The organism is Promicromonospora sp. NPDC110617 (assembly GCF_055598465.1).
The window spans coordinates 578,672-603,675 of record NZ_JBVKBM010000002.1 but is presented as its reverse complement, the minus strand read 5'-3'; the positions used below and the strand labels follow the sequence as shown (position 1 = coordinate 603,675).

The following is a 25,004-nucleotide window of genomic DNA, read 5'->3' as shown; positions in this document are numbered from 1 at the left end:
ACTTTTTGCGCGACCGACGACGGGTCCGGGGTGGTCCCCGGGCCCGTCGTCGCCACGCCGTGTGCCGTTCCCCGGCTGTTCACGCGCGCGTCGCCGTCCGGTTAGTCCGGTTGATGACGATTACCGCGTACGTGAGTCCGTCCGAGAACGACCAACGCACGAGGGGTTCTGTCATGGCCAACATCAATGTGACCTTCCAGCAGATGGAGGACGCCGCCCAGCGCATGAAGCAGGAGGCGGACGACATGCAGGCGAAGCTGGACCAGCTGCGCACCATGGTCGACAACCTGGTGCAGGACGGCTATGTCACGGACAAGTCCTCCAAGCGGTTCGACGAGTCCTACAAGGAGCTCGACAAGGGTGGCAAGCAGGTCATGGAGGGTCTGACCGGTATCGGCGAGTACCTGAAGCAGGCCGCCGAGGCGCTCCGCAAGACCGACGAAGAGCTCGCGAACGCCCTGAACAAGTAGTCCCGTGGCCGACCTCGTAGTCACGTCGGTCGCCGTCGACGAGGCCGCCGAGCAGCTGGCGGCGATCATCGACGAGTTCAAGAACATGGGGAAGCTGTGGGAGGACGGCACCGTCTGGGGCCACGACACGGTCAAGAAGGCCATGGACGACTTCGTCGAGGACTGGTGGGTCAAGCGGGAGAAGCTGACCACCAACCTCTCGGACCTGCAGAAGAAGATGGCGCAGGCCGCGGAGCAGTGGAACAACCTGGAGATCGAGCTCGCGGCGTCGTTCGACGAGCAGTAGTTCACGAGCTGTAGTTCACGAGCAGCAGTCACGAGCAGCAGGAGGACGACGAGGATGGGCGACACCCGGGCCGGGGAATGGCATCTGCTCGACTACGACTCCGACCCCGTCCCGGCCGACGTGGCCGGGCTGGACCCGGTGATCAAGCACTACGAGGACATCGCGCTGGCGATGTCGACGCAGGCCAAGCTGCTCAAGAAGATCGGCGACGGCGACGAGACCCTGCTCAAGGGCAAGGCCGCCGACGCCATGCGCAAGCGCTCCCGGGAGAGCGCCGACGCGCTGAACAAGGCGTCCGGCCGGTACGACGACGTCCGGGACGCGCTGCGTACCTTCCGCCCCGAGCTGGAGTACGCGCGCTCGGAGACGGGCCTGGCACTGACGGCGGCCCAGGACGCGGCCGCCGCCCAGAAGGGTGCCGAGGGCCTGCCCGACCCGGTGAACGCCGACCGGCCGGACGACGCCCCGCCGCTCACCGACAAGGAGAAGCAGGAGTCCGAGAGCCGCACCGGCAAGATCAACGCGGCCAAGGGCGACCTGGAGGCGGCAAAGGCGAAGGCGCGTGCTGCCATGGTCAAGTTCGACGCCGCGGCCACCGCCGCCGCGAACAAGATCCGGGAGAACTGGGGCGACGACGGCCTGCACCACAGCGGCTGGGAAGCGTTCCTGCACAAGCTGAACAAGTTCCTCAAGAAGCTGGTCGAGATCCTGATGTACATCGGGATGGCGCTGGCGGTGCTCAGCATCCTCATCCCGGGTCTGGGCATGCTCACGCTGCTGAGCGTGATCGCGACGGTGGTCTCCGTCGCGGCGAGCTTCATCCTGGCCGTGCAGGGCGAGGGCAGCTGGCTGAGTGTCATCATCGGCATCCTCAGCCTGGGCCTGATCGGCGTCGCGGCCAAGATGGCCGGCTCGCTCAAGACCATCCAGGCCGCGCAGCTCGGCTCCAAGGTGAAGTTCACGCCGGGGGCGATCAAGGAGCTGAACAGCCTGGCCAGCCGGCTGGCCATCTACTCCAAGAACCCGATGCGCCCGTTCGACCGGTTCATGACCGGCAAGCTCGGGGCCCAGATCAAGCCGTTCACGAACTGGGGCAACTTCATCCAGACCACTCGCGTGTCACCCGGCTGGTGGCAGATCGGCAAGCCGAACGCGTGGGTCAAGGGCGACTTCAGCAAGTTCGGTGCGTGGTTCAAGAACGACTCGAGCCGCTTCCTGACCGCGATCAAGGGCGGCCCGTGGCGCTGGGACCGGCTGATCGGCATCAGCGACATCAAGGACGTGCAGAAGATCAACGCGGCCCTGAGCCAGCTCGGGATCACCGGGTTCGCCATCAAGCCGTGGATGTACATCGGCCCCATCTCGTACACGTTCGGCTGGTCCATGCGGCCGTTCAGCCTGATCAACCCGTCGAACTTCAACCCGGGCGACCCGCGCTGGAGCCTCGACGGCTGGCGCGACGCCGACTACAGCGGCCTCTACTCGGAGCAGACGGGCCTGTGACGACACCGGAGACCGGCACGCCGAGCGCGCCCCGCGCCCTGGCGTCGGCCTGGGAGTGGCGGCTGGATCTGCCCGAGGGCTGGCTCGAGATCCCCGGGGGCATCACCGGGGCGTCCCACGACCTCGCCGCCTGGGAGCGCGGGGCCACGGCCGTCGTGCGGGAGTCGCTCGAGCCCGTGCCCGACGAGTCCGGCACGACGGTCGAGCTGGACGACGACGCCCGCGCCCAGCTCGACCAGCTGGCTGCCGTCTCGGTGGCGAACCTCCGGGAGTTCGCCGACGGCATGGCCCCCGGGGACCACCGCGTCGTCGCGGCCCTCGGTGTGCTGGGGCGCGGGCCGGTGCCGGTGCTCGTCGCCGTCGGGATCAGCGACCCGGCGGCGCCCGACGACGACCTCATGGCCGCGCTGGGAGCGACGGGCGGCTACCCCGCCGCACCGCCCGCCGTCGAGTACCCCGACATGCCGGACGGCGACGGGGTGCGGGTGATCCGCCTCGACATCGGCGAGGAGTCCGGCGGTGCCTGGATGAGCGTGGGACTGGGGCGGCGCACCGAGCACCCGGACGCGGTCGTGGACACGGTGCTGGTCTGGCGCACCCAGGACCTCGTGCTCGGCGCGGCGATGGTGGAGCTGCTCGACCAGCTCATGCCCGCCGTGCTGATCAACCGGGCCGACGCATGACCGGGCCGGCGGCGGACGCAGCGGCAGGATCAGCGGCCGGCCCTGCGACAGGATCGCACGCGGCCCCGACCGACACCTGGGCCTTCCTCCTGCCCCCGGGCTGGGCGCGGTTCCCCCTCGGCGCGGAGCGTGGTAAGGAGCGGGACGCCGCCGTCGACGAGGTGGTCGCCCGCGCCCTGCCCGAGGACCGGGCGTTCGCGGACGGTGCGCAGGACACCGACGCCGCGGCGAGCCGGGAGCTGCTCCGGGCCTCGCTCCGCACGGCGCTCGCCGGTGCGAACGCCGGCCCGAGCACCGGCGCCGTGTATCTCCCGACGGTTCCGATCGCCGGCATCGCCGTCCCGGCGTCGATCACCGAGACCGAGCTCTTCGGCGAGATGGGGCGCAGCCCCGCCGAGGTCGCGGAACGGGTGCTGGGTGCGGCCCACGGCTCCGGCGAGGCGGTTGACCTGGACGGATGTCCGGGTGCGCGGGTCGTGCAGACCAGGCACGATGTGCACCGAGAGGGCGGCCGACCGGTGAGCTCCACCCGTGAGGTGACGTATGTCGTCTCCCGGGACGAGGCGGCCGGCGACTGGTTGGTGCTGTCGTTCAGCACGAGCTGGAGCAGCCCGGACACCGAACGGCTGGCCGAGACGCTGGTCGAGTTCTTCGACGCCGTCATGGCCACGTTCCGCTGGACCGGACCCGGCGCGAACCCCGTGAGTCTGCCCGAACGGAGGGTCCCTGGATCCGCGTAAGGGATGACCCGTGGATTTCACCTCGGGGGTGTCCGTTTCATGTACGATCGCCCTGTTTTCCACGAGGCAACCCGAGAGGACCGATCATGGCCAACATCAATGTGACCTTCCAGCAGATGGAGGACGCCGCCCAGCGCATGAAGCAGGAGGCGGACGACATGCAGCACAAGCTGGACCAGCTGCGTTCCATGGTCGACAACCTGGTGCAGGACGGCTATGTCACGGACAAGTCCTCCAAGCGGTTCGACGAGTCCTACAAGGAGCTCGACAAGGGTGGCAAGCAGGTCATGGAGGGTCTGACCGGTATCGGCGAGTACCTCAAGCAGGCCGCCGAGGCACTGCGCAAGACCGACGAAGAGCTCGCCAACGCGCTGAACAAGTAGTCCCGTGCCTGACCTGATCGTCACCTCGGTCGCCGTCGACGACGCTGCCGAGCAGCTCAAGTCGGTCGTCCACGAGCTCGAGAACATGAAAGAGCTCTGGGACGACGGCGATCTCTGGGGTCACAGGACGGTGAAGAACGCCATGGGTGACTTCGTCGGCAGCTGGTGGGTCAAGCGGGAGAAGCTCCAGGAAAACCTCAAGGACCTCCAGGGCAAGATGGAGAAAGCCGCCGAGACCTGGAACGACACCGAGATCGAGCTGGAGAAGTCGCTGACGCCCGAGTAGGGCCGAGCAGGCACTACCCGAGTACACATTGTCAGCGCGACATGAGGAGACTGGATGAGCGCCGCCCGCGTGGGTGAGTGGCATCTGCTGGACTACGACGACGACCCTGTGCCGGCCGAGGCGTCCGGGCTGGATGCGGTGATCAAGCACTACAAGGACATCGCCCAGATGATGACCACGCAGGCGGCGCTCCTCAAGAAGATCGGCGACGGCGACGAGACCCTGCTCAAGGGCGAGGCGGCCGACGCGATGCGCGGGCGCGCGGAGGAGAGCCACGAGCACCTCGCCGCCGCCGCGGGTCGGTACGACGACGTCCGGGCAGCCCTGGAGGGCTACCGGCCGGCGCTGGAGACCGCACGCTCGGAGACCGGCAGGGCCCTGGCGAAGGCCCAGGACGCGGCCGCTGCGCAGAAGGGCGCCGAGGGCATGCCCGACCCGGTGAACGAGAACCGGCCGGACGACGCGCCACCGCTCACCGAGCAGCAGAAGCAGGAGTCGCAGAACCGGTCGAACAAGATCGAGGGCGCGAAGGGCGATCTCGCGGCGGCCAAGACGATCGCGGTCAACGCGATGGCCGCTCTCGACTCCGCGGCCGAGCGGGCCGCCGCCAAGATCAAGGAGAACTGGGGCGACGACGGGCTCAAGCACAGCGGCTGGGAAGCCTTCGTGCACGGGTTCAACAAGTTCCTCAAGGGGCTGGTCGAGATCCTCGGCTACATCGGCATGGCTCTCGCCGTGCTCGCCATCCTCCTGCCCGGCGTGGGCGCGCTGGCGCTGGCCGGCCTGATCGTCGGCGTCGTGAGCCTGGTCGCCTCGATCGTGCTGGCGGCCCAGGGCGAGGCGAGCTGGATGGGCGTCATCCTCGGCGTCATCGGTGTCGCGGCGGCCGGCGTCGGCATGGTCGTCGCGAAGTCGATCACGGCGTCGGTGAAGGCGGCACAGGGAGCGGTGCTCGCCGGCAAGGGCGGTTCGAGCACGTTCATCGGCACCCTGGGCGGGTTCATCATCAAGCCGCTGCCGCTGCAGAAGATCTCGATCATGATCACGAACAAGCTCCCGGGCTGGGCCTCCATCGTGTCCCCGATCAAGTCCTGGTCGGCCAGCGGCGCGATCGGCCTCGGCGGGCTCAAGGAGCTCAGCCTGCTCGGGCTCTGGGGCGCGAAGATCACGATCAAGCCGTGGGTCTACGTGGCCGGCCCGGGCGCCATGCTGTCGGGCCTCATCAGCGGTCTGTGGGGCGCCGTGCCGCCGACGAGCTTCCCCGGCGAGGACAGGCGCGGGGACTGGACCGGCGAGACCGACTACGAGTACAACCACCTCACCACCTGAGCCAGGAGCCGATCCATTGTTTGCGACTTCGCCGTGTGCGACGAGAGGTAGGGGGCCGGCATGAGCGGTGTCGGCGTCCAGGACTGGACCTGGACCATCGAGACCCCGGCGGGCTGGTTGGTCGTGCCCTCCACGGTCACGGAGCCCGCCGAGACGGTCGGTGCGTGGCAGAGCGAGGCCGTCGAGCTGCTGCTCACGTCCTTCCTGCCGCAGGACGCGGACGATCCGGCGGCCCAGCCCGACGCTGAGCAAGCCGGGCGCGCCGAGCACGTGGAGCTCGTGCGCGGCTCCCTGACCCAGACGGTCGCGAGCCTGGTGGCGTTCGCCGACGAGGCGGCCACCGAGGGAGCCCGCGCGATCGCGGGCCTCGGCCTGATGGACCGCGGACCGGTGCCCGTGCTCGTCACCGTCGGCATGATGGACCCGGCGGAGTCGGACGACGCACTCATGACGGTGCTGGGCGCGACCGGCGGCAACCCGGTGAACCCGCCCAGCATCGAGTACCCCGAGCTGCCCGACGGCGACGGCATCCAGGTCACCCGGGTGGACATCGACGAGGCGGGCGGTGCGTGGGTGACCGTTGCCGTCGGTCGGCGTACCGAGCACCCGGAGGGCGTGGTCGACACCGCCCTGATCTGGCGCAGCCAGGACCTCGTGCTGGTCCCCACGATCCTCGAGACGCTCGTCGGCCTCCTGCCGGCCGTCAAGATCATCCGGAGCGAGCCGTGAGCGAGAACCCCGTGAGCGAGAATCCCAGGAGCGAGAGCCCTGTGAACGAGAGCCCCGTGAACGAGCCGGGCAAGCCGACCGACGCCTGGGTGATGCTCCTGCCGCCCGGCTGGGCCCGGTTCCCGACGGGCGAGGGCCGCCAGCGCGAGCTGGACGAGGCGGTCGAGCAGGTCGTCGCCCGCTCCCTGCCGGACTCGCTGCCCCGCGACAAGGCCGAGCCGTTCCGCCACATGCTGCGGGACGAGCTGCACAAGACCCTGGGCCAGGCGCGCGACGCCGGCACCGGCGCGGTCTACCTGCCGACCGAACCCATGGAGGGCGTGATCGTCCCGGGCTCGATCGCGGAGATCGAGGTGGTCAGCGACGTCGGTACGGACCCGACACGGATCGTCACCAGCATCCTGGGCGACGGGTACGAGGAGAGTGAGCTCGTCGAGCTCGACGGCCGCCCCGGCGTCCGCGTGGTGCACACCGAGCACGGCGTCAAGAACGAGGACCTGGAGCTGTCGACCCGGCAGGTGCTGTACGCGGTGTCCCGGGACGAGGCCGACGGCGAGTGGCTCGTGATGTCCTTCACCACGATCTGGAACAGCGAGAACACGGAGCGCCTGGCCGAGGCGATGGTGCTCTTCTTCGACGCCGTGATGACGACCTTCCGCTGGGCCGGTCCCGGCACCAACCCCCTGAAGCTTCCGGAACGCAGCGTTCCCGGCTCGGCCTGAGCGAACCTCCGAGCCTCCTGCACCACCCGGCCTGTACCACCCGGATCTGAACCACCCGGCGCACCACCCTGACTGACGCGACTCACCTGGAGCGCGACACATCTGAAGACGGAGCAACTGTGCAGCACGCACCCCGCATAGCCGCTGCCCTCGCAGCGGCGGCCTTGTTCACGACCGCGGTCACGGTTCCTCTCGCGGCCGCCGCCCAGGCGGCCACCACGGGTCCCGTTCTCGTGGGCGCCGCCCACACCGCCGTCCACGCCGGCCCCGCCGCGCACACGATCCTCGCCACGGACAGGCTCGCCGCGCAGACGAAGGACGGCGAGAAGGTCAAGTACTACGTGGTCCCGGCCAAGCCGGAGGGTCAGCAGGAGTTCCTGTTCGACATCGCGCAGCGCCTCCTCGGCGACGGCAACCGGTACGACGAGATCTTCGAGCTGAACAAGGGCCGCACGCAGCCTGACGGCAACGCCATGGTCGACGAGACCGTCCTGCTCCCGGGCTGGGTCCTGGAGCTGCCCGCCGACGCCGAGGGCGAGGGCGTCGAGGTCGGCGTGCTGCCGACCGGGCCGGCGGAAGGCGCCGGCGAGGCGAGCGCCGCGCCCGAGGCGTCGGCCGCGCCGTCGGTCCCGTACTACGTGATCGCGGAGACGCCCGAGGGCGAACCCGAGTACCTCTACATGATCGCCGAGCGGTTCCTGGGCGACGGCGAGCGGCACACGGAGATCTTCGAGCTGAACAAGGGCCGCGTCCAGCCTGACGGCGGCAAGCTCACCGACCCGGCGGTCGTGACGGTGGGCTGGGTGCTCCAGATGCCGGAGGACGCGAAGGGCGAGGGCCTGCAGAACGGCCCGCTCCCGGGCCCGAGCGCGGCGCCCGAGGCGAACGCCCCGACCGAGGCGACCGCGCCGGCCGGCTCGGCCGGCTCGGACGAGCAGTCCACCGGCGGATCCGGGCTGGAGCCCGTGCTGATCGGCATCGGCCTCGCCGTGGTCGCGGCGGCCCTCGTGCTCCTCGTGGTCTACGCGGTGCGCCGCTCGCGCTCCGGCCGCGCGGAGCCCTTCGACGACAGCCTGCTGCGCACCGACACGTCGGCGTCGTGGATGGTGGACCGCGCCCTGCGGGTGCTGCTCGCGTCGTGCGAGCGCGACGGCGTCGAGGTGCCGGGCGTCACCGGCGTCTTCATCGAGGGCGGCGCGATGCGGCTGCGACTGGCCGGCCCGGTCTCCCCGGCGTCCGAGCCGTGGGTGGCGAACGAGGACGGCCAGAGCTGGTCGGCCCCGCTGGCGCGGCTGCAGGCGGCGCCCGCCAGCGAGGCCTCGACCGCGCAGTTCTCGCGGCTGGTCACGATCGGCGTGGCCGAGACCGGCCGGGTGCTGGTCGACTTCGCCCGTGCCCGCGGTGTGATCAGCCTGGACGGTCCCACCCGCGCGCGGCACGAGGTGCTGCGCCGCTGGCTGGGCGAGCTGACGGGCAACCCGTGGTCGAACGACCCGCGCGTGGTCATGGTCGGCAACGGCCTGCCGCAGCCGGAGCAGGTGGAGCACCTGGCGGCGATCGAGCAGGTGATCCCGGAGCTCGACGCGACCGCCGGCGGCGTGCTCGTGCTGTCGCAGGCGCCGTCGGTGGCGCAGCAGGACCTGCTGGCCGCCCGGTTCGCCGACCCCCGCTTCGCCTGGGTGGTCATCGTGCTCGGCGAGTCGACGTCGGCGAAGTGGCGGATCACCGCCGGCGACGACGGCTGGCTGCGCAGCGGTTTCCTGCCCGACGTCCGCTACACGGAGCAGACGGCGGTGCGTCGGGCCGGTGAGTGAACGACTGACAGGGGTCGCGCGCCGCTCTCCGGCGACGACCCTGGTGACCGCTCTGCTCGTCGCGATCGGCGCGCTCGTCGCGCTCGTCGGCACCGTCCTCCCGACGGCCGCCCCGGCGCAGGAGGACCCGGTGCTGCTCTCGCAGGGCAAGCCGGCCGTCGCGTCGTCGCTGGAGAAGCCCGAGTTCCCCGCGCGCCAGGCGGTGGACGGCAACCCGAACACCCGGTGGTCGAGCGCGTTCAGCGACCCGCAGTGGCTCCGGATCGACCTGGGGCGGTCCACGACCGTGCGCCGGGTCGAGATCGACTGGGAGGTCTCCTACTCCACGGACTACCGGATCGAGCTGTCGAACGACGGCGAGACCTGGGAGGCGGCCTCGATCCAAGCTGGCGACGGCGGCAACGACGTGCTCAACATGGTCGGCCAGGGCCGCTACGTGCGGATGTACTCCGGGGCGCGCGTCGGCACGGCGGGCAACTCCATCTGGGAGATGCGCGTCTACGGCGACCCGCCGCCCAAGCCGTCGCCGACGCCGACCCCGAAGGCGCCGGACCCCGAGCCGACCGTGACGCAGCAGGTGGAGGTAACGCCGACCCCGTCGCCCACGCCGACCCCCCTGCCGAGCCGCAGCGGTCCGCCGGGATCGGTCCTGTACTACGTGGTCAAGGCGACGCCCGACGACAACGTGGAGAAGCTCAACGACATCGCCGAGCGCTTCCTGGGCGACCGGGAGCGCTGGCCGGAGATCGCCGCGCTCACCGAGGGACACCGCCAGCCCGACGGTGAGTACCTCACCGACCCGAGGACCCTGACGCCCGGCTGGGTGCTCCGGATGCCGAAGGACGCACAGGGCAAGGGCCTGAAGTTCGGCCCGCTTCCGGGGTACGAGGGTCCGTCCCCCTCGCCGTCGGCCGCACCCTCGCTCGAGCCGACCCCGACCCCGGCGGCGACCAGCGACGTGGCCGGGGCGGAGGACGCGGGCTTCTCCGTGCCCGTCATCCCGACCCTGCTGATCGTCGGCGGGCTGGTGCTCGTCGCGATCCTGGGGCTGGTGCCGTTCTGGCTGGTGCGGCGGCGCAAGCGGCACGAGCCGTTCGACGACAGCCTGCTGCGCACCGACACCTCGGCGGCGTGGACCGTCGACCGGGCGCTGCGGGTGCTGATGGCGGCCTGCGAGCGCGACGGCCTGGAGGTGCCGGGCACGACCGGGGTGTTCATCGAGGGCAGTGCCCTGCGGCTGCGCCTGACGAACCCGGCCTCCCCGGCGCCGGCGCCGTGGCAGGTCAGCGAGGACGGGCAGAGCTGGTCCGCGCCGCTGGCGAAGCTGCAGTCCGGGGCGGCGTCGGAGAGCCCGACCACCCGGTTCTCGCGGCTGGTCAACCTGGGCATGGGGGAGACGGGCCGGGTGCTTGTGGACTTCTCCGTGGCCCGCGGCGTGATCAGCCTGGACGGTCCCACCCGGGTGCGGCACGAGGTGCTGCGCCGCTGGCTGGGCGAGCTGACGGGCAACCCGTGGTCGAACGACCCGCGCGTGGTCATGGTGGGCAACGGCCTGCCCCGACCGGAGCAGGTGGAGCACCTGGCGGGGATCGAGCAGGTGCTGCCCGAGCTGGAGGTGGGCGACGGCGGCGTGCTGGTCCTGTCGCAGGCGCCGTCGGCGGCGCAGCAGGACCTGCTCGCGGCCCGGTTCGCGAGCACGGAGTTCACCTGGGTGGTGATCGTCCTCGGCCAGGCCCCGTCCGCGAAGTGGCGGTTCACCGCGGGCGACGACGGTTGGTTGCGCAGCGGGTTCCTGCCCGACGTGCGCTTCGACGAGCAGACCGCCGTGCGGCGGGGAGGCGAATGACATGCACGCTCTGATCACCGTGCGCCACGGCGCGCGCGAGACGCTCCTGTCCCTGGACCTGGACGAGCGCACCAAGGCGGCGGACCTGGCGGAGCGGCTGGCCGCCGAGGTGGGCGCGCCGCGGGGCAGCACCATGTACGTGGACGGCCGGGCCGTCCAGGGTCACGGCGTCCAGGACCGGTCCGTGCACGGCGACGCCGTCGCCACCGGCCCGGACGCCGAGCTGCTCGTCGCCGACTCGGGGATCCGGGACGGCGCCGTCGTCTCGTTCGCCGAGCCGGGGATCGGGAGTGCCGGCTCGGGCGGTCCCGTCGACCTGTGCGTCACGGGCGGCACGGGCAGCGGCGCCGTCGTCCGCCTGGGTGTCGGCGAGTCGATCCTGCAGGTGGGTCCCGACGGCCGGGTCCGGGTCGACGAGCCGCGCGAGGGCGGGCTCGCCGCCGTCGCCGTCGTCGTGGGGCTGGACGGCGCGGTGCGGGTGCGGCGCGTGCCGGACCCGCGCTCGGCCGGCCGGCTGGTCCATCTGGACCGGTTGGAAGAGCCGCTGGGCGAGACGGACGAGGCGTGGCCCGCGGGCACCCAGCTGCGGATCGGCCCGAGCGTGCTGACGGTCCAGCCCGCCACCCGGCCGGACGCCGACCTGCGGCCTGCCACCGAGCCCGGGCACCTGGACTACAACCGGCCGCCGCGGCTGCTGCCGCCGATGCCGCCCACGCACTTCCGGCTGCCGAGCGAGCCGGTGGCTCCCGCCCGGAACCCGCTGCCGTGGCTCGGCATGGCGATGCCCGCGGTGCTGGGCATCGTGATGGCGATCGTGTTCAAGTCGCCGTTCTACCTGATGTTCGCCCTGGCCTCGCCGCTGATGGGCTGGGGCAACTGGTGGATGTCCAAGCGCAACGGCACGATCACGCACAAGGAGCGCCTCAAGCAGCACGCCGAGGAGCGGGCGGCGCTGGAGGAGGAGGTGCTGGAGGCGGTGCGGCGCGAGCAGCACCGGCGCCGGGTCTCCAGCCCCGGTGCCGCCGAGCTGCGGCTCATCGCCACCACGCCGACGCGCCGCCTGTGGGAGCGCCGCAGCACGGACAGCGACCACCTGACGGTCCGGCTCGGGCTCGCCGACGCCACCAGCCGGGTCGAGGTCGAGGACAGCGCCGAGCCGGAGCACCGCCGCAAGACCCGCGCGACGATGCGGTCCGTCCCGGTCACGGTGTCCCTCAAGGAGGCCGGCGTGGTCGGCCTGGCCGGCCCGGGGGACTGGCCGCGCCGCCGTGCGCAGTGGATGGTGGGTCAGCTCGGGGTGCTGCAGAGCCCGCGTGACGTGCAGGTCTACGTGCTGACCAGCTCCGAGCACGTGCAGGACTGGGCCTGGGCGGCCTGGCTGCCGCACGCCCGCCCGGCGTTCGGCCAGGAGGCCGTCGCCCTGATCGGTACGACGACGGACACGCTCGCCGCCCGCGTCGCCGAGGTGAACTCCCTGATCACGCAGCGCCGGGCCGCCATGGAGGGGGCCGGCGGCAAGGCCATGTCGGGCCCGCAGGTCGTGGTGGTGCTCGACGGCGCCCGCCGCCTGCGCGCCCTGCCCGGTGTCGTGTCCATCCTGCGCGACGGCCCCGGTGTCGGCGTGAGCGTCGTCTGCCTGGACGGCGACGAGCAGATGCTGCCGGAGGAGTGCACGGTCGTGGCGCTCGCCCGCGTGGACGGCGGCATGACGCTGAGCCGGCAGGACGCCGACGACCTGCGCACCATCCTGGTCGACGAGGTGAAGGACGACTGGTACGAGCAGGTGGCCCGCGCCGTCGCCGCCGTCCACGACGTGACCGCCAGCGAGGGCGAGGGCCTGATCCCCGACTCGGCGCGCCTGGTGGAGGTGCTCGACATCGAGGAGGTCGACGCCGAGCAGATGGTGGCCCGCTGGCGGATGATCTCCAACGGCGGCAAGGGCAGCACGGCTGCCGTCGTCGGTGTCTCCCTGGACGGGCCGTTCGTGCTCGACATGGTGCGCGACGGGCCGCACGCGCTGGTCGGCGGTACGACCGGTTCCGGCAAGTCCGAGTTCCTGCAGACCGTCGTCGCCTCGCTCGCCGTGGTGAACACGCCGGAGACCATGAACTTCGTGCTCGTCGACTACAAGGGCGGCGCGGCGTTCAGCCAGTGCGAGCAGCTCCCGCACACGGTCGGCATGGTCACGGACCTCGACACCCACCTTGTGGAGCGCGCGCTCGACTCGCTCCGCGCCGAGCTCACCTTCCGGGAGCACGTGCTGGCCGCCGCGGGCGCGAAGGACCTGGAGGACTACCTCGACGCCCAGAGCCGCGGGTACGTCGGCCCCATCCTGCCGCGCCTGATGATCGTCATCGACGAGTTCGCGTCGATGGTGCGCGAGCTGCCCGACTTCGTCACGGGTCTCGTCAACATCGCCCAGCGAGGCCGGTCGCTCGGCATCCACCTCATCCTCGCCACGCAGCGCCCGTCCGGCGTCATCTCCCCGGAGATCCGGGCCAACACGAACCTGCGCATCGCGCTGCGGATGACGGACAAGAGCGAGTCCAAGGACGTCATCGACGCGAACGAGGCCGCGGAGATCGCCAAGTCGCAGCCCGGCCGCGCCTACGCCCGGCTCGGGCACTCGTCCCTGGTCCCGTTCCAGTCGGCCCGCGTGGGTGGACGGCGCCTGTCGCTGTCCGACGTCGGACAGATCGAGGCGCCGTTCGTCGCGCGGATCCCCGTGACCGACCTCGGAGCCCCGGCGCCCGCCCGTCCCCGGGCCAAGCGGAGCGAGGACGTCGAGACCGACCTCGCGGCGCTGGTCGAGACGCTGCGCGAGACGGCGCGCGTGGGCGGCTGGGACGAGCCGCGGCGACCGTGGCTGCCCGCGCTGCCGGACCTGCTGCCGTTCGACGACCTGGTGCAGGTCAGCGCGCCGTCGCAGTTCGCCTGGGCGCTGGAGGACTCGCCGTCCGACCAGCGGCAGGGTCCCGCCCTGATCGACCTGGACGAGTTCGGGCACCGGTACGTCGTGGGCGCACCGGGCAGCGGCCGGTCGACGGTGCTGCGCACCAGCGCCTTCGCCGCGGCCAGCCAGATGTCGGTGGCCGACCTGCACCTGTACGCGATCGACTGCGGCAACGGCGCGCTGACGGTGCTCAACGAGCTGCCGCACACGGGCGCCGTCGTGCAGCGCGGGCAGACCGAGCGGGCCACGCGCCTGCTCACCCGCCTGCAGGCCGAGCTCGGGCGACGCCAGCAGGTGCTCGCCGCCGGCAACTTCGCCAGCGTCACCGAGCAGCGTGAGCTCGCCGAGCCGGGCACCCGCCTGCCGCGCGTGCTCGTGCTGATCGACCGCTGGGAGAGCTTCATGAGCACCTACGGCGAGGTCGACAGCGGCAAGCTGGTCGAGACCGTCCAGGAGCTCCTGCGCGACGGCGCGAGCGCGGGCATCCACCTGCTCGTGTCCGGCGACCGCAGCCTGCTCTCCAGCCGGATGAGCGTGCTGACCGACGACGCGATGGTGCTGCGGCTCACCGACAAGTTCGACTACGGCATGGTGGGCATCGACCACAAGAAGCTGCCCGAGGAGATCCTGCCGGGCCGGGCGTTCCGGTCGGGCAGCGGGCTCGAGGTGCAGGTGGCAATCCTCGGCGACGACCCGTCCGGCCGCGCGCAGACCAGCGCCGCGCGGCTCATGGCCGCCACGATCCGTGAGCGGGAGGACGTGGTGCCCGGCACCGGCCCCTTCCGGGTGGACGACCTGCCCTCGACGATCACTGTCGACGCCGCCTACCAGTACGTGGGCCCCGAGGCGGCCCGGCCGATGTGGGCGCTGCTCGGCGTCGGCGGCGACGACCTGACCGCGTTCGGCATGGACCTCGCCGGGGACGCGCCCGCGTTCCTGGTGGGCGGTCCGTCCAAGTCGGGCCGGTCCACCATGCTGGCCGTCATGACGGAGTCGCTGCTCCGCGGCGGCACCCAGGTGGTGATCCTGGCGCCGCGCCCGAGCGTCCTGCGCGACTTCGAGGGTCGCGACGGCGTCCGCGCCGTCCTGACCGGTACGGAGATCACCGAGGAGGAGCTGGCGCCGCACCTCGACCCCGATGGCGAGCCGGTCGTGCTGGTCGTGGACGACGGCGAGCTCGTGGCCGACGTCCCCGCCAAGACCTGGCTGCGTGCGTACCTGCGCACGGCCGCCGACAACCGGCGCGGCCTGATCCTCGGCGGCGACGCCTCCGAGGTGGCCAGCGGGTTCTCCGGCTGGCAGGTCGACGTCAAGAAGAGCCGGCGTGGCGCCCTGCTCAGCCCGCAGGACCGGTTCGACGGCGACCTCGTCGGGGCGAGCCTGCCCCGCTCGGCCGTGTCGACGCAGGTGACGCCGGGCAAGGCGCTGGTGCACCTGGGGTCGGGCGAGCTGATGACGATGCTGGTGCCGACGCTGTAGCCGGTGGTGTCGCTGTAGCGGGCTGCAGTGGGCTTTAGCGAGCCGGGACCGGGTGACCGGTCCCGGCTCGCTGGTCTTGGTGGCCGGGAATGGTTCGCCGGGCGTTCGCGGGCCGTTCATCCCGGTGGTGGAGGGTGCCGCCCGTGCGTCGCTCTCTGACTGTCGCGGCAGCCTCCGCGCTGCTCGCCCTCATCACCCTGCCCGCGCTCGCCCCCTCGGCGGGCGCGCACGGCTTCACGTCCACCGTCTACGCCGACACCTCGACCCCCGAGCCGGGCGTCGTGCGCACCGAGCTCGGCCTGGAGTACGACCTGCTCGTCGTCTCCGCCGCCGAGAACCAGGACGACCGCGCCTTCTTCGACGAGGGCATGGCGCTCTGGGAGACCGGCGAGGAGCCGACGGCGCTCGCCGCCCACGCCGACACCGTGCTCGGCTACGTCACCGACCGCTTCCAGGTGACGGCCGACGGCGTCGCGTGCGCCCCGGCGCAGGTCGGCGACTTCGAGATCACCGACCGCGAGGGCGTGCCGTACGCGGTGCTGGTGCTCGACCACGACTGCGGGGCTGTGTCCTCCGGGGCTGTGTCCGGCGGTGCCGGTGCGCCGGGCGAGCTCGTCGACTACGAGGTGCGCAGCACGCTCTTCGCCGACGACGAGGGCTACGTCACGGGCACCACGACGATCCTCGACTACGAGCTCGACGGCGCCGCCGGCAGCGCGGCGCTCACCCAGCACACGCCGTCCTTCTCGACGGTCGAGCACTGGTACGAGCGCATGGGTCACTTCTTCGTGCTGGGCGCGGAGCACCTGCTGCTCGGCCCGGACCACCTGCTGTTCCTGCTCGCGCTCATCGTGGGCTCGCGCCGGCTGCGGGACGTCGTGCTCGCCGCGACGTCGTTCACGCTGGCGCACTCGGTGACGTTCCTGTTGGCCGCGCTCGGTGTGGTCAGCGCGCCGTCGGCCGTGGTCGAGCCGGTCATCGCGCTGTCGATCGCGGTGGTGGCGGCGTGGCACGTCTGGGGGATGTGGCGGGGACGCGCGGCACCGCCGCATACCGGGGTCCTGGGGCAGGAGGGCGTGCTGGAGCCGGCCCGTGCCGGGCGGCTTCAGCTCGAACGGGCCGACTGGTTCCGGCTCGCCGTCGTCTTCGCCTTCGGCCTGGTCCACGGCCTCGGGTTCGCGGGGGCCCTCGGCATCGACGAGCCGTTCTCGTGGACGCTGCTGTGGTCGCTCCTCGTGTTCAACGTGGGCATCGAGGTGGTCCAGCTCGGGATCATCGCCGTCGTCTTCCCGCTGCTGATCCTGTTGCGGCGCCGGGCGCCGCGCACCGCGCTGTGGACGGGCGCCGTGGTCGCGGCCGGGGTGACGGTCGTCGGCCTGTTCTGGTTCGGCCAGCGGCTGCTCGGGCTGGGTTGACCTGTTGACCTGTTGACCTGCGCCGTCGCGCCGTCGGACGAAAGATCACCCGCCGCCGCCCCGCATGTTCATCTGTCGCTCATCCCGGCGTCGGCACCGATTCGTCTCCCGGGGCAAGTGTCGGCTCGGCGCCGCTCGGCGCTCCCTTCACTGGAGGACTCATGCAAGCGAATGACCATCGCCCGGCCGCGTCCGTGCGCGGCTGGGGTCGTTCAGCCGTCGCGGCGGTGGGGCTCGTCTCCGTCGTCGCCGGCGGCCTGACCTACGCCGCGACGTCCGCGGGCGCAGCAGACCTGCCCTCGACGTTCCTGGGCGGCACGACCACCTGGGCGTACTCGGACGACAACACCGACCCGGCCGCGGGCAGCAGCGACCGGCTCACCTGGACCTACGCCGGGTTCGACGACGCGGGCTGGCAGCGCGCCACCGGGCGGTTCGGCGCGAAGAACGGCTCGGCGACGCCGGACCTCGGTTCCGGCTTCCCCGTGACCACGGTGCTCGACCACTACGTGGACCCGGCCGCGGCGACCAAGGTCGCGATCCCCACGTACCACCTGCGCACCACGTTCGACGTCACGGCGGACCAGCTCGGCCAGATCGCGTCGCTGCGCGGCGACGTGACGTTCGACGATGCCGTGCAGATCTTCGTCAACGGCACCAAGGTGGCCGGCTTCGTCGACGAGCGCGTCGAGGCCGTCCCCGACGCGCAGAAGAACCTCACCTACGCCGGCGCCAGCGCCGGGAACCCGGTGAACCAGCAGTTCAGCGTGCCGGCCGACGTGCTCCAGGCCGGCGTCAACACGCTGGCGATCGGCCTCTACAACGACCGGGCGAGCAGCTCCGACGTGTACCTCGACCTCAAGTCGCTGGTCCCCGTCGAGGTACCCGAGGAGGAGCCGACCACCGCGGTGACCGACCTCGTGCTCGGCATCGGTGCGACCCAGGCCGAGCGCAACCTCGCCTGGTACTCGGACCAGGACACCGAGCAGGTCGCCCAGATCGCGCCCGCGGGCGAGGTCGTGGACGGTGTCTTCCCGGCCGACGCGACCAGCGTCGCCGCCACGGGCGGGCCGTCTTCGAGCGGTGAGTTCTACCGCCACGCGACGTTCACGGGGCTCCAGGAGAACACCGCGTACTCCTACCGGGTCGGTACCGATGGCTCCTGGTCGGCGGTGTCCACGTTCCGCACGCAGGACTTCGACGGCGACTTCGACTTCCTGTTCTTCGGCGACCCGCAGCTCGGCTCGTCCGGCAACGTGCCGCGCGACACCGAGGGCTGGGTCGACACGCTCGACGTCGCCACGGCTGCCTACCCGGACGCCGAGATGCTCTTCTCGGCCGGTGACCAGGTGGAGTCGGCGAGCAGCGAGGCGCAGTACGAGGCCTTCCTGTCGACCGACCACCTCCGCCAGATCCCGTTCGTGGCGAACAACGGCAACCACGACGTCGGCAACAAGGCGTACCGCCAGCACTTCAACACGCCGAACCTCGACGAGACGGCCGGCCCCGGATCGGGCACGAGCTCGGGCGGCGACTACTGGTTCGTCTACAACGACGTGCTCTTCCTCAACCTCAACTCCAACAGCCGGGACTACGCCTCGCACGAGCGGTTCGTGCGCGACGTCGTCGCGGAGCACGGCGACGAGGCGAAGTGGAAGGTCGTGTCGTTCCACCACTCGATCTACTCGGTGGGCCCGCACGCCACCGACAGCGACGTGATCGACCGCCGCAACACGTGGCCCACGCTCTTCTCCGAGCTCGGCATCGACCTGGTGCTCCAGGGCCACGACCACAGCTACGCCCGCTCGTACCTGATCCGGAACGGTGAGAAGGCCGACCCCGCCGAGGAGGCGGGCGCCGACGTGCTCACCCCGGGTCCCGGCGGCGTCCTGTACGTGACGGCCAACTCGGCGTCCGGCTCGAAGTACTACTCGGCGAACGCGGCCGGCTCATGGTGGCTCTCGGCCTTCAACCAGGAGAACGTGCGCAACTACACCGCCGTTGAGGTGTCCGACGACGCCATCTCGGTGCGCACCATCCGCTCCGAGGCCAAGGACGCCGACCGCCCCGTGAACTCGGTCGTGGACCAGGTGACCATCGCCAAGCCGGTCGACCCGAACACCCAGAAGCTCCAGGTCGTGGTGCCGCAGGGCGCCCCGGGCGAGTTCGTCTGGAGCATCGACGGCGCCAACACGCTGGTCGACCTCGGCACCGCCGAGGCCGCCGGCGACCACTACGCCGCCGAGGGTTCGATCAACCCGATCCGGGTGACCGACACGCGCCGCGGCGGCCCGCAGTGGTCGCTCTCGGCCCAGGTGGGCGACTTCACCTCCGGTGACCAGTCGTTCTCCGGCAAGTACCTCGGCTGGACCCCAGACGTGATCGAGGCGGGTGGCGGCTCCGTCGCCGGCGCGCAGGTCGCGACCGGGCTCAACGGCGGACCGGGCCTGTCCCAGTCCGCGACCCTCGGCCGCGCCGCGGCCGGGCACACCACGGGTTCGGCGCTCTTCGGCGCCGACCTCGACCTGAAGATCCCCGTCGACGTCACCGACGGGACCTACCGGGCCACGCTCACGCTCACCGCGCTGAGCTGACCGAAGCGGGGCTGACCTGCATGGGCTGACCTGCGCGGGCCGACCTGCGTGTGTCTGACCCGAGCGGGACTGACCCCGCGCCGGGCGGGCGGCACTCTCACGAGGAGCGTCGCCCGTCCGGTGACCCCGGTAGAGCCCCCTCCCCGAACCCATCTGTCTCGCACCATCGAAGGAAGCTCCGTGCTTGTGCCAGTGCCCATGCCCGTGCCTGCCGCCCGCGTGACCACGCGCCGTGTCGCCGCTCGCTCCTCGGCCGCGTTCGCGGCCCTGTCCGTGGGGCTCGCGGCCCTGGTCGTCACCCTCGGGACGGCGCTCGCCGGGCCGGCTGCTGCTGGGTCGACCGTTGCTGCGCCGGCTGCTGCTGGGCCGACGGCTGCTGCGCCTGCGACCGCGCCCACCGACGACGTCACCTGGGGCGTGCGCACCGCGACCAACGACCACGGGGCCGAGCGGGAGAACTTCCGCTACACGGTGGACCCGGGCGCCAAGGTGTCCGACGAGCTCGTCGTCACCAACCACGGCGAGACCCCGCTGAAGCTCGACATCTACGCCGCCGACGGCTACACCACGACGGCGGGACAGCTCGACGTCCTGACGCGGGACACCGGCGCTGACGCCGGGGACACGGGCTCCGGGGACACGGGCTCCGACGACACCGGCTCCGTGCACGTCGGCTCCTGGCTCGACCCCGCCGTCGACCAGGTGCGCCTCGCGCCCGGCGAGAGCGCCGACGTCCCCTTCACTCTTCGGGTGCCCGACGACGCGACTCCCGGCGACTACGCCGGCGCGATCCTCACCTCGCGCACCGTCACCGCGGAGGAGGCAGGGCTGGACTACGAGACCCGGTCCGGGATCCGCGTGTACCTGCGGGTCGCCGGCGACCTCGCGCCGAGCCTGGCGGTCACGGACGCGCACGTCGAGTATCACCAGACCCTCAACCCCTTCGGACCGGGGGACGCGACCGTCACGTACACCGTCCGCAACGACGGCAACGTCCGGCTGGCCGCGAACCAGGACGTCGGCGTCGCCGGCCCGTTCGGCTGGCTCGACGCGGAGGGTGCGGCCGTCGACGTGCCCGAGCTGCTGCCGGGCGAGTCCTGGCCCGTGTCCGTGCCGGTCGACGGCGTGGCGCCGCTGTTCTGGCTCGGCGCCGACATCGTGCTCGTCGCCCAGCTGCCCGACGTCGCGGGCGCGACCCCCGGCGTCGCCCCGGTCGAGGCGCACGCGTCCGGCTGGGCCGTGCCGTGGTTGCCGCTCGCCGTCGTCCTGCTGCTGGTCGGGGCCGTCGTCATGATCGTGCGCCGCCGTCGGACCCGCGGCCGGCGTGAGGACGCCCGCGTGCAGGCCGCCGTCGCGCAGGCGCTCGCGGAGCGCGCGGCGGCGGAGGGCGTACCTGCGGAAGAGTCAGTGGAGGGCACGCTGAAGGAGGACGCGGTGACGGAGGGCACGATGACGGAGGGCACGGTGACGGAGAGCGCGGCGGTCGAGGCTGAGGGGGCGGAGGGCTCCGACCAGGCAGCTCCTGCGGAACCCGAGGCGCCGAGGTCCGGGGCGGTCGCGTCGTGAGACGGCCGGCAGCGGGACTCATCGCGAGCCTGGCCGCGGCCGCCGTCGCGCTCACCCTTACCGCGTGCGGCGCCGTCACGGCCGGCCCGACGTCGGACGATGCTGCAAGCCCGCCGCCCCTGACCGGGTTCGCGGCGCGGTTCGTCGGGTCCAGCCACGAGCCGGCGCCCGAGGCGACCGTCCGTCCCACGCCGGGCACGTGGGACGACGTCGCCGTTCCCGCCGGCTACACGATCGTCGTGGTCGCCCGTGGCGACGACGCCGCGACGGCGACCCTCACGGACGCCGTCGAGCACTACGCCGCGGACCACGGGGCGGACCTGACCGTGCTGGCCGCGCGGAGCGACGACGAGGTCGAGCGGCGCATCGACGAGGCCGTGGCCACCGCGCCGGACCTCGTGGTCGGGGTCGGCGACGGTGTCGTGGACGTGTTCTCCCTCATCACGGCCCAGTACCTGGAGACCGACTTCCTGGTGGTCGGCGCGCAGCTCCCGGAACCGACCCACAACGTGACCGCCGTCGTCTGGCCGGGCGCGGAGTTCCGGGGAACGGGGCTGGGCAACGACGACGCCCACCCGGGCGCCGTCACGGCGAAACGTGCGCGCGCGGCCGTCGCCGCCGGGGCGGCGAGCGTGCTGCACGACCTGACGGGCATCGTCGTCGAGCTCGGTTAGGGTCGAGGCATGGCACGGCACCGGATCTTCGGCATGAGCTTCGCGAGCATCTACCCGCTCTACGTGCAGAAGGTGGAGCGCAAGGGCCACACCACGGCCGAGCTGGACCAGGTGCTCACCTGGCTCACGGGCTACGACGACGCCGGCCTGCGGCAGGCGATCGACAGCGGGGTGGACCTGGAGACCTTCTTCGCGCAGGCGCCCGCGATGAACCCGAACGTGTCCCTGATCAAGGGCGTCATCTGCGGGTACCGCGTCGAGGACATCGAGGACCCGCTGATGCAGCAGATCCGGTACATGGACAAGCTGGTCGACGAGCTGGCGCGCGGCAAGAAGATGACGTCGATCCTGCGCGGGAGCGAGACAGCCGGCATCTGAGGCGGGCGACGCAGGTTCGTCCTGCGCGCGGGCCTCGTGTGCCCGCGGCCCGTGATCCCTCTGTCGGTGACAGGCGGAGCCGCGTGGTGCGCGATGCGGTGACGGCACTGAGTCCTCGGCCGCTGCGTTGGTTGCCAGCTCCCGGCCGTGGTGCGATCCCGCCATGTCCCGATCCTTCCTGCCGAGGTGTGTCCGAGGCTTCTGAGGCGTGGCCCCTCGGGCAACAGTAGGCCGCGATCTTCCTCGGGAAGAGTTATCCACAGATTTGAAGTGGGCCTCGCGATGCGTATGAATGTTCGAGACAATGGTGTCAGGCGGACGGCGAGGGCAGGGGGTGGCATGGGTGGAGTCCACGAACGGGCAAGGACCTGAGGGCGGGCAACCAGCGGGCGGGGCTGCTGGCCCGGCGGGCGTGACCTCGTTGGAAGGTGTGCTGGATCTGATCGAGGCCGCTGTAGCGGAGCTGGCAGGCCTGGTCGCACCGGGCGTGCTCGATGGCTGGGGCGCCCCGTCAGTGACCAGGTTGATGCAAGCCCATACCCGGGTCCGGAAGGTGGTGGGTCGCCTGGAGGGTGTGCGGTTCACGGTGTTGCCCCGGATCGAGGACGACGGGTCGTGGCGCAGTGGTGGTATGTCGCGCACGTTCGCCTCGTGGTTGCGGTTGCGGGAGGGTGTGGCGGCCTCGACGGCCCGTAAGGACGTGGCTATGGCGCGTCGTCTGGCGCAGGCCTTGCCGGTGACGCGTGAGCGTCTGGTTGCGGGGATCCTGGGTGTGGATCATGCCCGGGTGATGTGCGAGGTAGCGCCGACGAGTCAGACGCGTCAGGACGCGTTGGCGTGGCTGATCGACACTCGCACCGGCGAGCCCACGTCACCGGAGGCGTTCGTGGACACGGTCGCGGTGGATCTGCCTGACCCGCAGGACGATCCGGACGGATCGGAGGTCAGGGACCGGATCACGAAGGTGTTGGAGACCGCGATCTCGGAGGGAACCGTGGTGACGGGTGAGGGTTTGGTCCTGCGGGAGGCGGGGGTGTTGAACGCGGACCAGTTCCGGGTGGTCGCGCGCCGGTTCGCCACGGTCATCGACCCGGACACGGACGAGGTGGAGGATGATCGGGCGGCCCGGGGTGAGTTCCTGGATGTGTCCAAGACGTTGGGCGGGTTTCATGTGGCGGGGTTCTTGACCGATGAGCACGGTCTGTTGTTGACGACGGCTTTGAATGCGGTGGTCGGTGCTCCGGCTGCGGGGGACTCCAGGACGCCGGGTCAGCGTCGTGCGCAGGGTCTGGCGGATGTGGCGCGTCTGGTGCTGGATGCGAACGTGGTCTCGCCGGGTGCGTTGATCCGGCCGCACCTGAGTGTCACGGTCTCGTGGTCGGAGCTGGTAGCCCAGGTCACTCGCACGCGTGAGGGCCTGTGCCTGACCTGCGGGCAGAGCGTCCCGGGCCGGCCTGCTGGTGGGTCGGTCCTGGGCGCGCCGGGTACTGGTGCTGGTCCGGTGATCGTGGCTGGTGCTGGTGCTGGTGCTGGTGCTGGTGGCGGTGCGGGTGCGGGTGGGCTGGGCGCGTCGGGTGTGTCGGGTTCGGGGTTGCTTGCGTCGGGTGGTGCGGTGTTCACGGAGTCTGGTTCTCGGGTGCCGTCGGGGTTGTTGCGTCGGTTGGCGTGTGACAGTGCGGTGACGCGGGTGGTGTTCGGGCCCGATGGTGCGGTGTTGGATGTGGGGCGTGCCCAGCGGACGGTGTCGGGGCAGATGCGGCGTGCGGTGATCGCCCGTGATGGGCGTTGTGTGTTTCCGGGGTGTGATCAGCCGCCGTCGCGGTGCGAGGTGCATCACGCGGTGACGCACTGGGCTGAGGGTGGTGCCACGTCGGTGGCGAACAGTGCGTTGTTGTGCTGGTTCCATCACCAGATGGTTGATGCGCGGGGGATCGCGATGTCCTGGCAGGGCAAGCCCGCGATCGCCAATGTCGGGGGTGTGTTGGTGGAGACGGGGTGGGTCTTCACGGACGCGCGGGGTCACCGCATCCGAGTGCCCGATTCCATCGACCCACCCGCCGACCCACCCATCGACCCACCCGCCGCATCGAGCGAGGCTGCCGACCTCGACGACCCGTCCGCCATGCCACCCGCGACGGCGGCCTAGCGGATGGCCTGGCCATGTCCTGGCTCGGCCCGCCTCGCGCCTTCGAGAAGCGTGCGAGGTCGGGACGAGCCAGAGCGACGCTCCTCAGCCCGCATCCGGGGTGAGCGCGTTGAAGACGACCTCGCGTTCGGCTCCTGTGGCGATGCGCCAGACGGCTTCGGCGAGGTCGTCGGGGTCGAGCACCGGCAGCGGAGCCGAGTCAGCAGCCAAACGGGCGGCCGAGTCAGAAACAGGGTCGGACGGCAGGTTGAGCGCCCGGTCGAGGGCGACCTCCCGCGCGTCCGGTTCATCGACCTTTGTGCTCGCCCCGCCCGCGGTCAGCATCCGGTGGATGTCGCCGCGTTCGATGAGACCGCCCACCACGAGCGAGCCCACGTGGACACCGTCGGGCGCGGCAGCCTCCGCGAGCGTCAGGGCGTAGGTGCGCAGGGCGGCCGAGGCCGGCGCGAACGGCCCGAGGAACGGCAACGGCACGACGGCGCTGAGCCCCGACACGTAGACGATCGCTCCGCTGCCGCGCTCGCGCATGCCTGGCAGCACCAGCCCGGCGAGCTCGACGGCGGGGTCCACCACCTGGGCGGCGGCGGCGCGGACGTCGTCGGCGCGCGTCTCGAGGATGCCGGTCGGGGCGGCCGCCGGGTTGTCGGCGCCGGGCCCGTGATAGACGACGTCGACGGGCCCGAGCTCGGCCTCGACCCAGTCGACCGCGCGGCGCAGGCCGCCGGGCCGGCGCACGTCCGCCGCGACGGCGACGGCGCGGACCCCGGCGGAGCGGAGGTCGTCCAGGTAACCGGGGTGACGGTCGGCGCTGCGGGAGACCAGACCGACCTGGTACCCCTCCTTGCCGAACCGCCGGGCCACCGACATGCCGAGGCCGGGCCCGGCGCCCAGGACCAGCAGGTTGGGGGGAGTGCTCATGCGTGTCTCCTCGTCGTCTCGCCGTCGAGCTGCCCCGACGTGACCGTTGGATACGGTGACGTCATCGATCCTCACGGCACCACGGACGTC

The 25,004-nt window shown here is 71.7% G+C and carries 20 protein-coding genes; 19 read left to right on the top strand and 1 reads right to left on the bottom strand.

Annotated features, from left to right (window positions below):
- Positions 1–173 precede the first annotated feature (173 nt).
- The 19 genes from ACZ7LE_RS13425 to ACZ7LE_RS13335 all read left to right on the top strand — a co-directional run bounded on the left by ACZ7LE_RS13425 (position 174) and on the right by ACZ7LE_RS13335 (position 23,996).
- Positions 174–470, top strand: coding sequence for a WXG100 family type VII secretion target (locus ACZ7LE_RS13425; RefSeq protein ID WP_357477270.1), 297 nt, complete (start codon positions 174–176; stop codon positions 468–470).
- A gap of 4 nt (positions 471–474) precedes the next feature.
- On the top strand, positions 475–756 hold the full coding sequence (locus ACZ7LE_RS13420; protein ID WP_377229172.1) for a hypothetical protein: 282 nt from the start codon (positions 475–477) through the stop codon (positions 754–756).
- Positions 757–810: 54 nt separating this feature from the next.
- Positions 811–2,259 (top strand): hypothetical protein, encoded by a 1,449-nt coding sequence (locus ACZ7LE_RS13415; RefSeq protein WP_470403766.1) that lies wholly within the window; start codon positions 811–813, stop codon positions 2,257–2,259.
- Positions 2,256–2,942: a hypothetical protein gene (locus tag ACZ7LE_RS13410; RefSeq protein ID WP_470403765.1), complete on the top strand. Its 687-nt coding sequence runs from the start codon at positions 2,256–2,258 to the stop codon at positions 2,940–2,942. The genes ACZ7LE_RS13415 and ACZ7LE_RS13410 overlap by 4 nt, the downstream gene beginning before the upstream one ends.
- On the top strand, positions 2,939–3,682 hold the full coding sequence (locus tag ACZ7LE_RS13405) for a hypothetical protein (RefSeq protein ID WP_470403764.1): 744 nt from the start codon (positions 2,939–2,941) through the stop codon (positions 3,680–3,682). Before ACZ7LE_RS13410 ends, ACZ7LE_RS13405 begins: the two co-directional genes overlap by 4 nt.
- An 86-nt stretch (positions 3,683–3,768) precedes the next feature.
- Positions 3,769–4,065, top strand: a complete 297-nt coding sequence (locus tag ACZ7LE_RS13400; RefSeq protein WP_470403763.1) for a WXG100 family type VII secretion target — start codon at positions 3,769–3,771, stop codon at positions 4,063–4,065.
- 4 nt (positions 4,066–4,069) lie between these two features.
- Positions 4,070–4,351 carry a hypothetical protein gene (locus tag ACZ7LE_RS13395; protein WP_470403762.1) on the top strand — a complete coding sequence of 94 codons (282 nt, stop codon included), beginning with the start codon at positions 4,070–4,072 and terminating at the stop codon, positions 4,349–4,351.
- A gap of 54 nt (positions 4,352–4,405) precedes the next feature.
- Positions 4,406–5,680, top strand: a complete 1,275-nt coding sequence (locus tag ACZ7LE_RS13390; protein ID WP_470403761.1) for a hypothetical protein — start codon at positions 4,406–4,408, stop codon at positions 5,678–5,680.
- Between the two features lie 60 nt (positions 5,681–5,740).
- On the top strand, positions 5,741–6,409 hold the full coding sequence (locus tag ACZ7LE_RS13385) for a hypothetical protein (RefSeq protein WP_470403760.1): 669 nt from the start codon (positions 5,741–5,743) through the stop codon (positions 6,407–6,409).
- Positions 6,410–6,450: 41 nt separating this feature from the next.
- A complete protein-coding gene (locus ACZ7LE_RS13380; RefSeq protein ID WP_470403759.1) occupies positions 6,451–7,131 on the top strand; it encodes a hypothetical protein in 681 nt (226 codons plus the stop codon).
- Between the two features lie 119 nt (positions 7,132–7,250).
- A complete protein-coding gene (locus ACZ7LE_RS13375) occupies positions 7,251–8,945 on the top strand; it encodes a LysM peptidoglycan-binding domain-containing protein (protein ID WP_470403758.1) in 1,695 nt (564 codons plus the stop codon).
- A gap of 43 nt (positions 8,946–8,988) precedes the next feature.
- The gene (locus tag ACZ7LE_RS13370) at positions 8,989–10,791 is read left to right on the top strand and encodes a discoidin domain-containing protein (protein WP_470403757.1); all 1,803 of its coding nucleotides are present in this window, start codon (positions 8,989–8,991) and stop codon (positions 10,789–10,791) included.
- Between the two features lies 1 nt (position 10,792).
- Entirely contained in the window at positions 10,793–15,223 is a 4,431-nt protein-coding gene (locus tag ACZ7LE_RS13365) for an FtsK/SpoIIIE domain-containing protein (protein ID WP_470403756.1), read from the top strand.
- Positions 15,224–15,366: 143 nt separating this feature from the next.
- Positions 15,367–16,638 (top strand): HupE/UreJ family protein, encoded by a 1,272-nt coding sequence (locus ACZ7LE_RS13360; protein ID WP_470403755.1) that lies wholly within the window; start codon positions 15,367–15,369, stop codon positions 16,636–16,638.
- Between the two features lie 161 nt (positions 16,639–16,799).
- Entirely contained in the window at positions 16,800–19,232 is a 2,433-nt protein-coding gene (locus ACZ7LE_RS13355) for a purple acid phosphatase family protein (RefSeq protein ID WP_470403754.1), read from the top strand.
- 180 nt (positions 19,233–19,412) lie between these two features.
- Entirely contained in the window at positions 19,413–20,798 is a 1,386-nt protein-coding gene (locus ACZ7LE_RS13350; RefSeq protein WP_470403753.1) for a DUF916 domain-containing protein, read from the top strand.
- Positions 20,795–21,472, top strand: a complete 678-nt coding sequence (locus ACZ7LE_RS13345; RefSeq protein ID WP_470403752.1) for a BMP family ABC transporter substrate-binding protein — start codon at positions 20,795–20,797, stop codon at positions 21,470–21,472. Before ACZ7LE_RS13350 ends, ACZ7LE_RS13345 begins: the two co-directional genes overlap by 4 nt.
- 9 nt (positions 21,473–21,481) lie before the next feature.
- Complete coding sequence (locus ACZ7LE_RS13340) at positions 21,482–21,850, top strand: DUF2200 domain-containing protein (protein ID WP_470403751.1); 369 nt, start codon at positions 21,482–21,484, stop codon at positions 21,848–21,850.
- Positions 21,851–22,280: 430 nt separating this feature from the next.
- A complete protein-coding gene (locus ACZ7LE_RS13335; RefSeq protein WP_470403750.1) occupies positions 22,281–23,996 on the top strand; it encodes an HNH endonuclease signature motif containing protein in 1,716 nt (571 codons plus the stop codon).
- 84 nt (positions 23,997–24,080) lie between these two features.
- On the opposite strand, the gene ACZ7LE_RS13330 is transcribed toward ACZ7LE_RS13335, so the two are convergent.
- A complete protein-coding gene (locus tag ACZ7LE_RS13330) occupies positions 24,081–24,914 on the bottom strand; it encodes an SDR family NAD(P)-dependent oxidoreductase (protein ID WP_470403749.1) in 834 nt (277 codons plus the stop codon).
- Positions 24,915–25,004 lie beyond the last annotated feature (90 nt).

Coding starts and splice junctions, on each gene's coding strand:
- ACZ7LE_RS13400 (WP_470403763.1), top strand. CDS start 3,769: ATGGCCAACATCAATGTGACCTTCCAGCAGATGGAGGACGCCGCCCAG.
- ACZ7LE_RS13340 (WP_470403751.1), top strand. CDS start 21,482: ATGGCACGGCACCGGATCTTCGGCATGAGCTTCGCGAGCATCTACCCG.
- ACZ7LE_RS13425 (WP_357477270.1), top strand. CDS start 174: ATGGCCAACATCAATGTGACCTTCCAGCAGATGGAGGACGCCGCCCAG.
- ACZ7LE_RS13390 (WP_470403761.1), top strand. CDS start 4,406: ATGAGCGCCGCCCGCGTGGGTGAGTGGCATCTGCTGGACTACGACGAC.
- ACZ7LE_RS13355 (WP_470403754.1), top strand. CDS start 16,800: ATGCAAGCGAATGACCATCGCCCGGCCGCGTCCGTGCGCGGCTGGGGT.
- ACZ7LE_RS13365 (WP_470403756.1), top strand. CDS start 10,793: ATGCACGCTCTGATCACCGTGCGCCACGGCGCGCGCGAGACGCTCCTG.
- ACZ7LE_RS13415 (WP_470403766.1), top strand. CDS start 811: ATGGGCGACACCCGGGCCGGGGAATGGCATCTGCTCGACTACGACTCC.
- ACZ7LE_RS13385 (WP_470403760.1), top strand. CDS start 5,741: ATGAGCGGTGTCGGCGTCCAGGACTGGACCTGGACCATCGAGACCCCG.
- ACZ7LE_RS13330 (WP_470403749.1), bottom strand. CDS start 24,914: ATGAGCACTCCCCCCAACCTGCTGGTCCTGGGCGCCGGGCCCGGCCTC.
- ACZ7LE_RS13405 (WP_470403764.1), top strand. CDS start 2,939: ATGACCGGGCCGGCGGCGGACGCAGCGGCAGGATCAGCGGCCGGCCCT.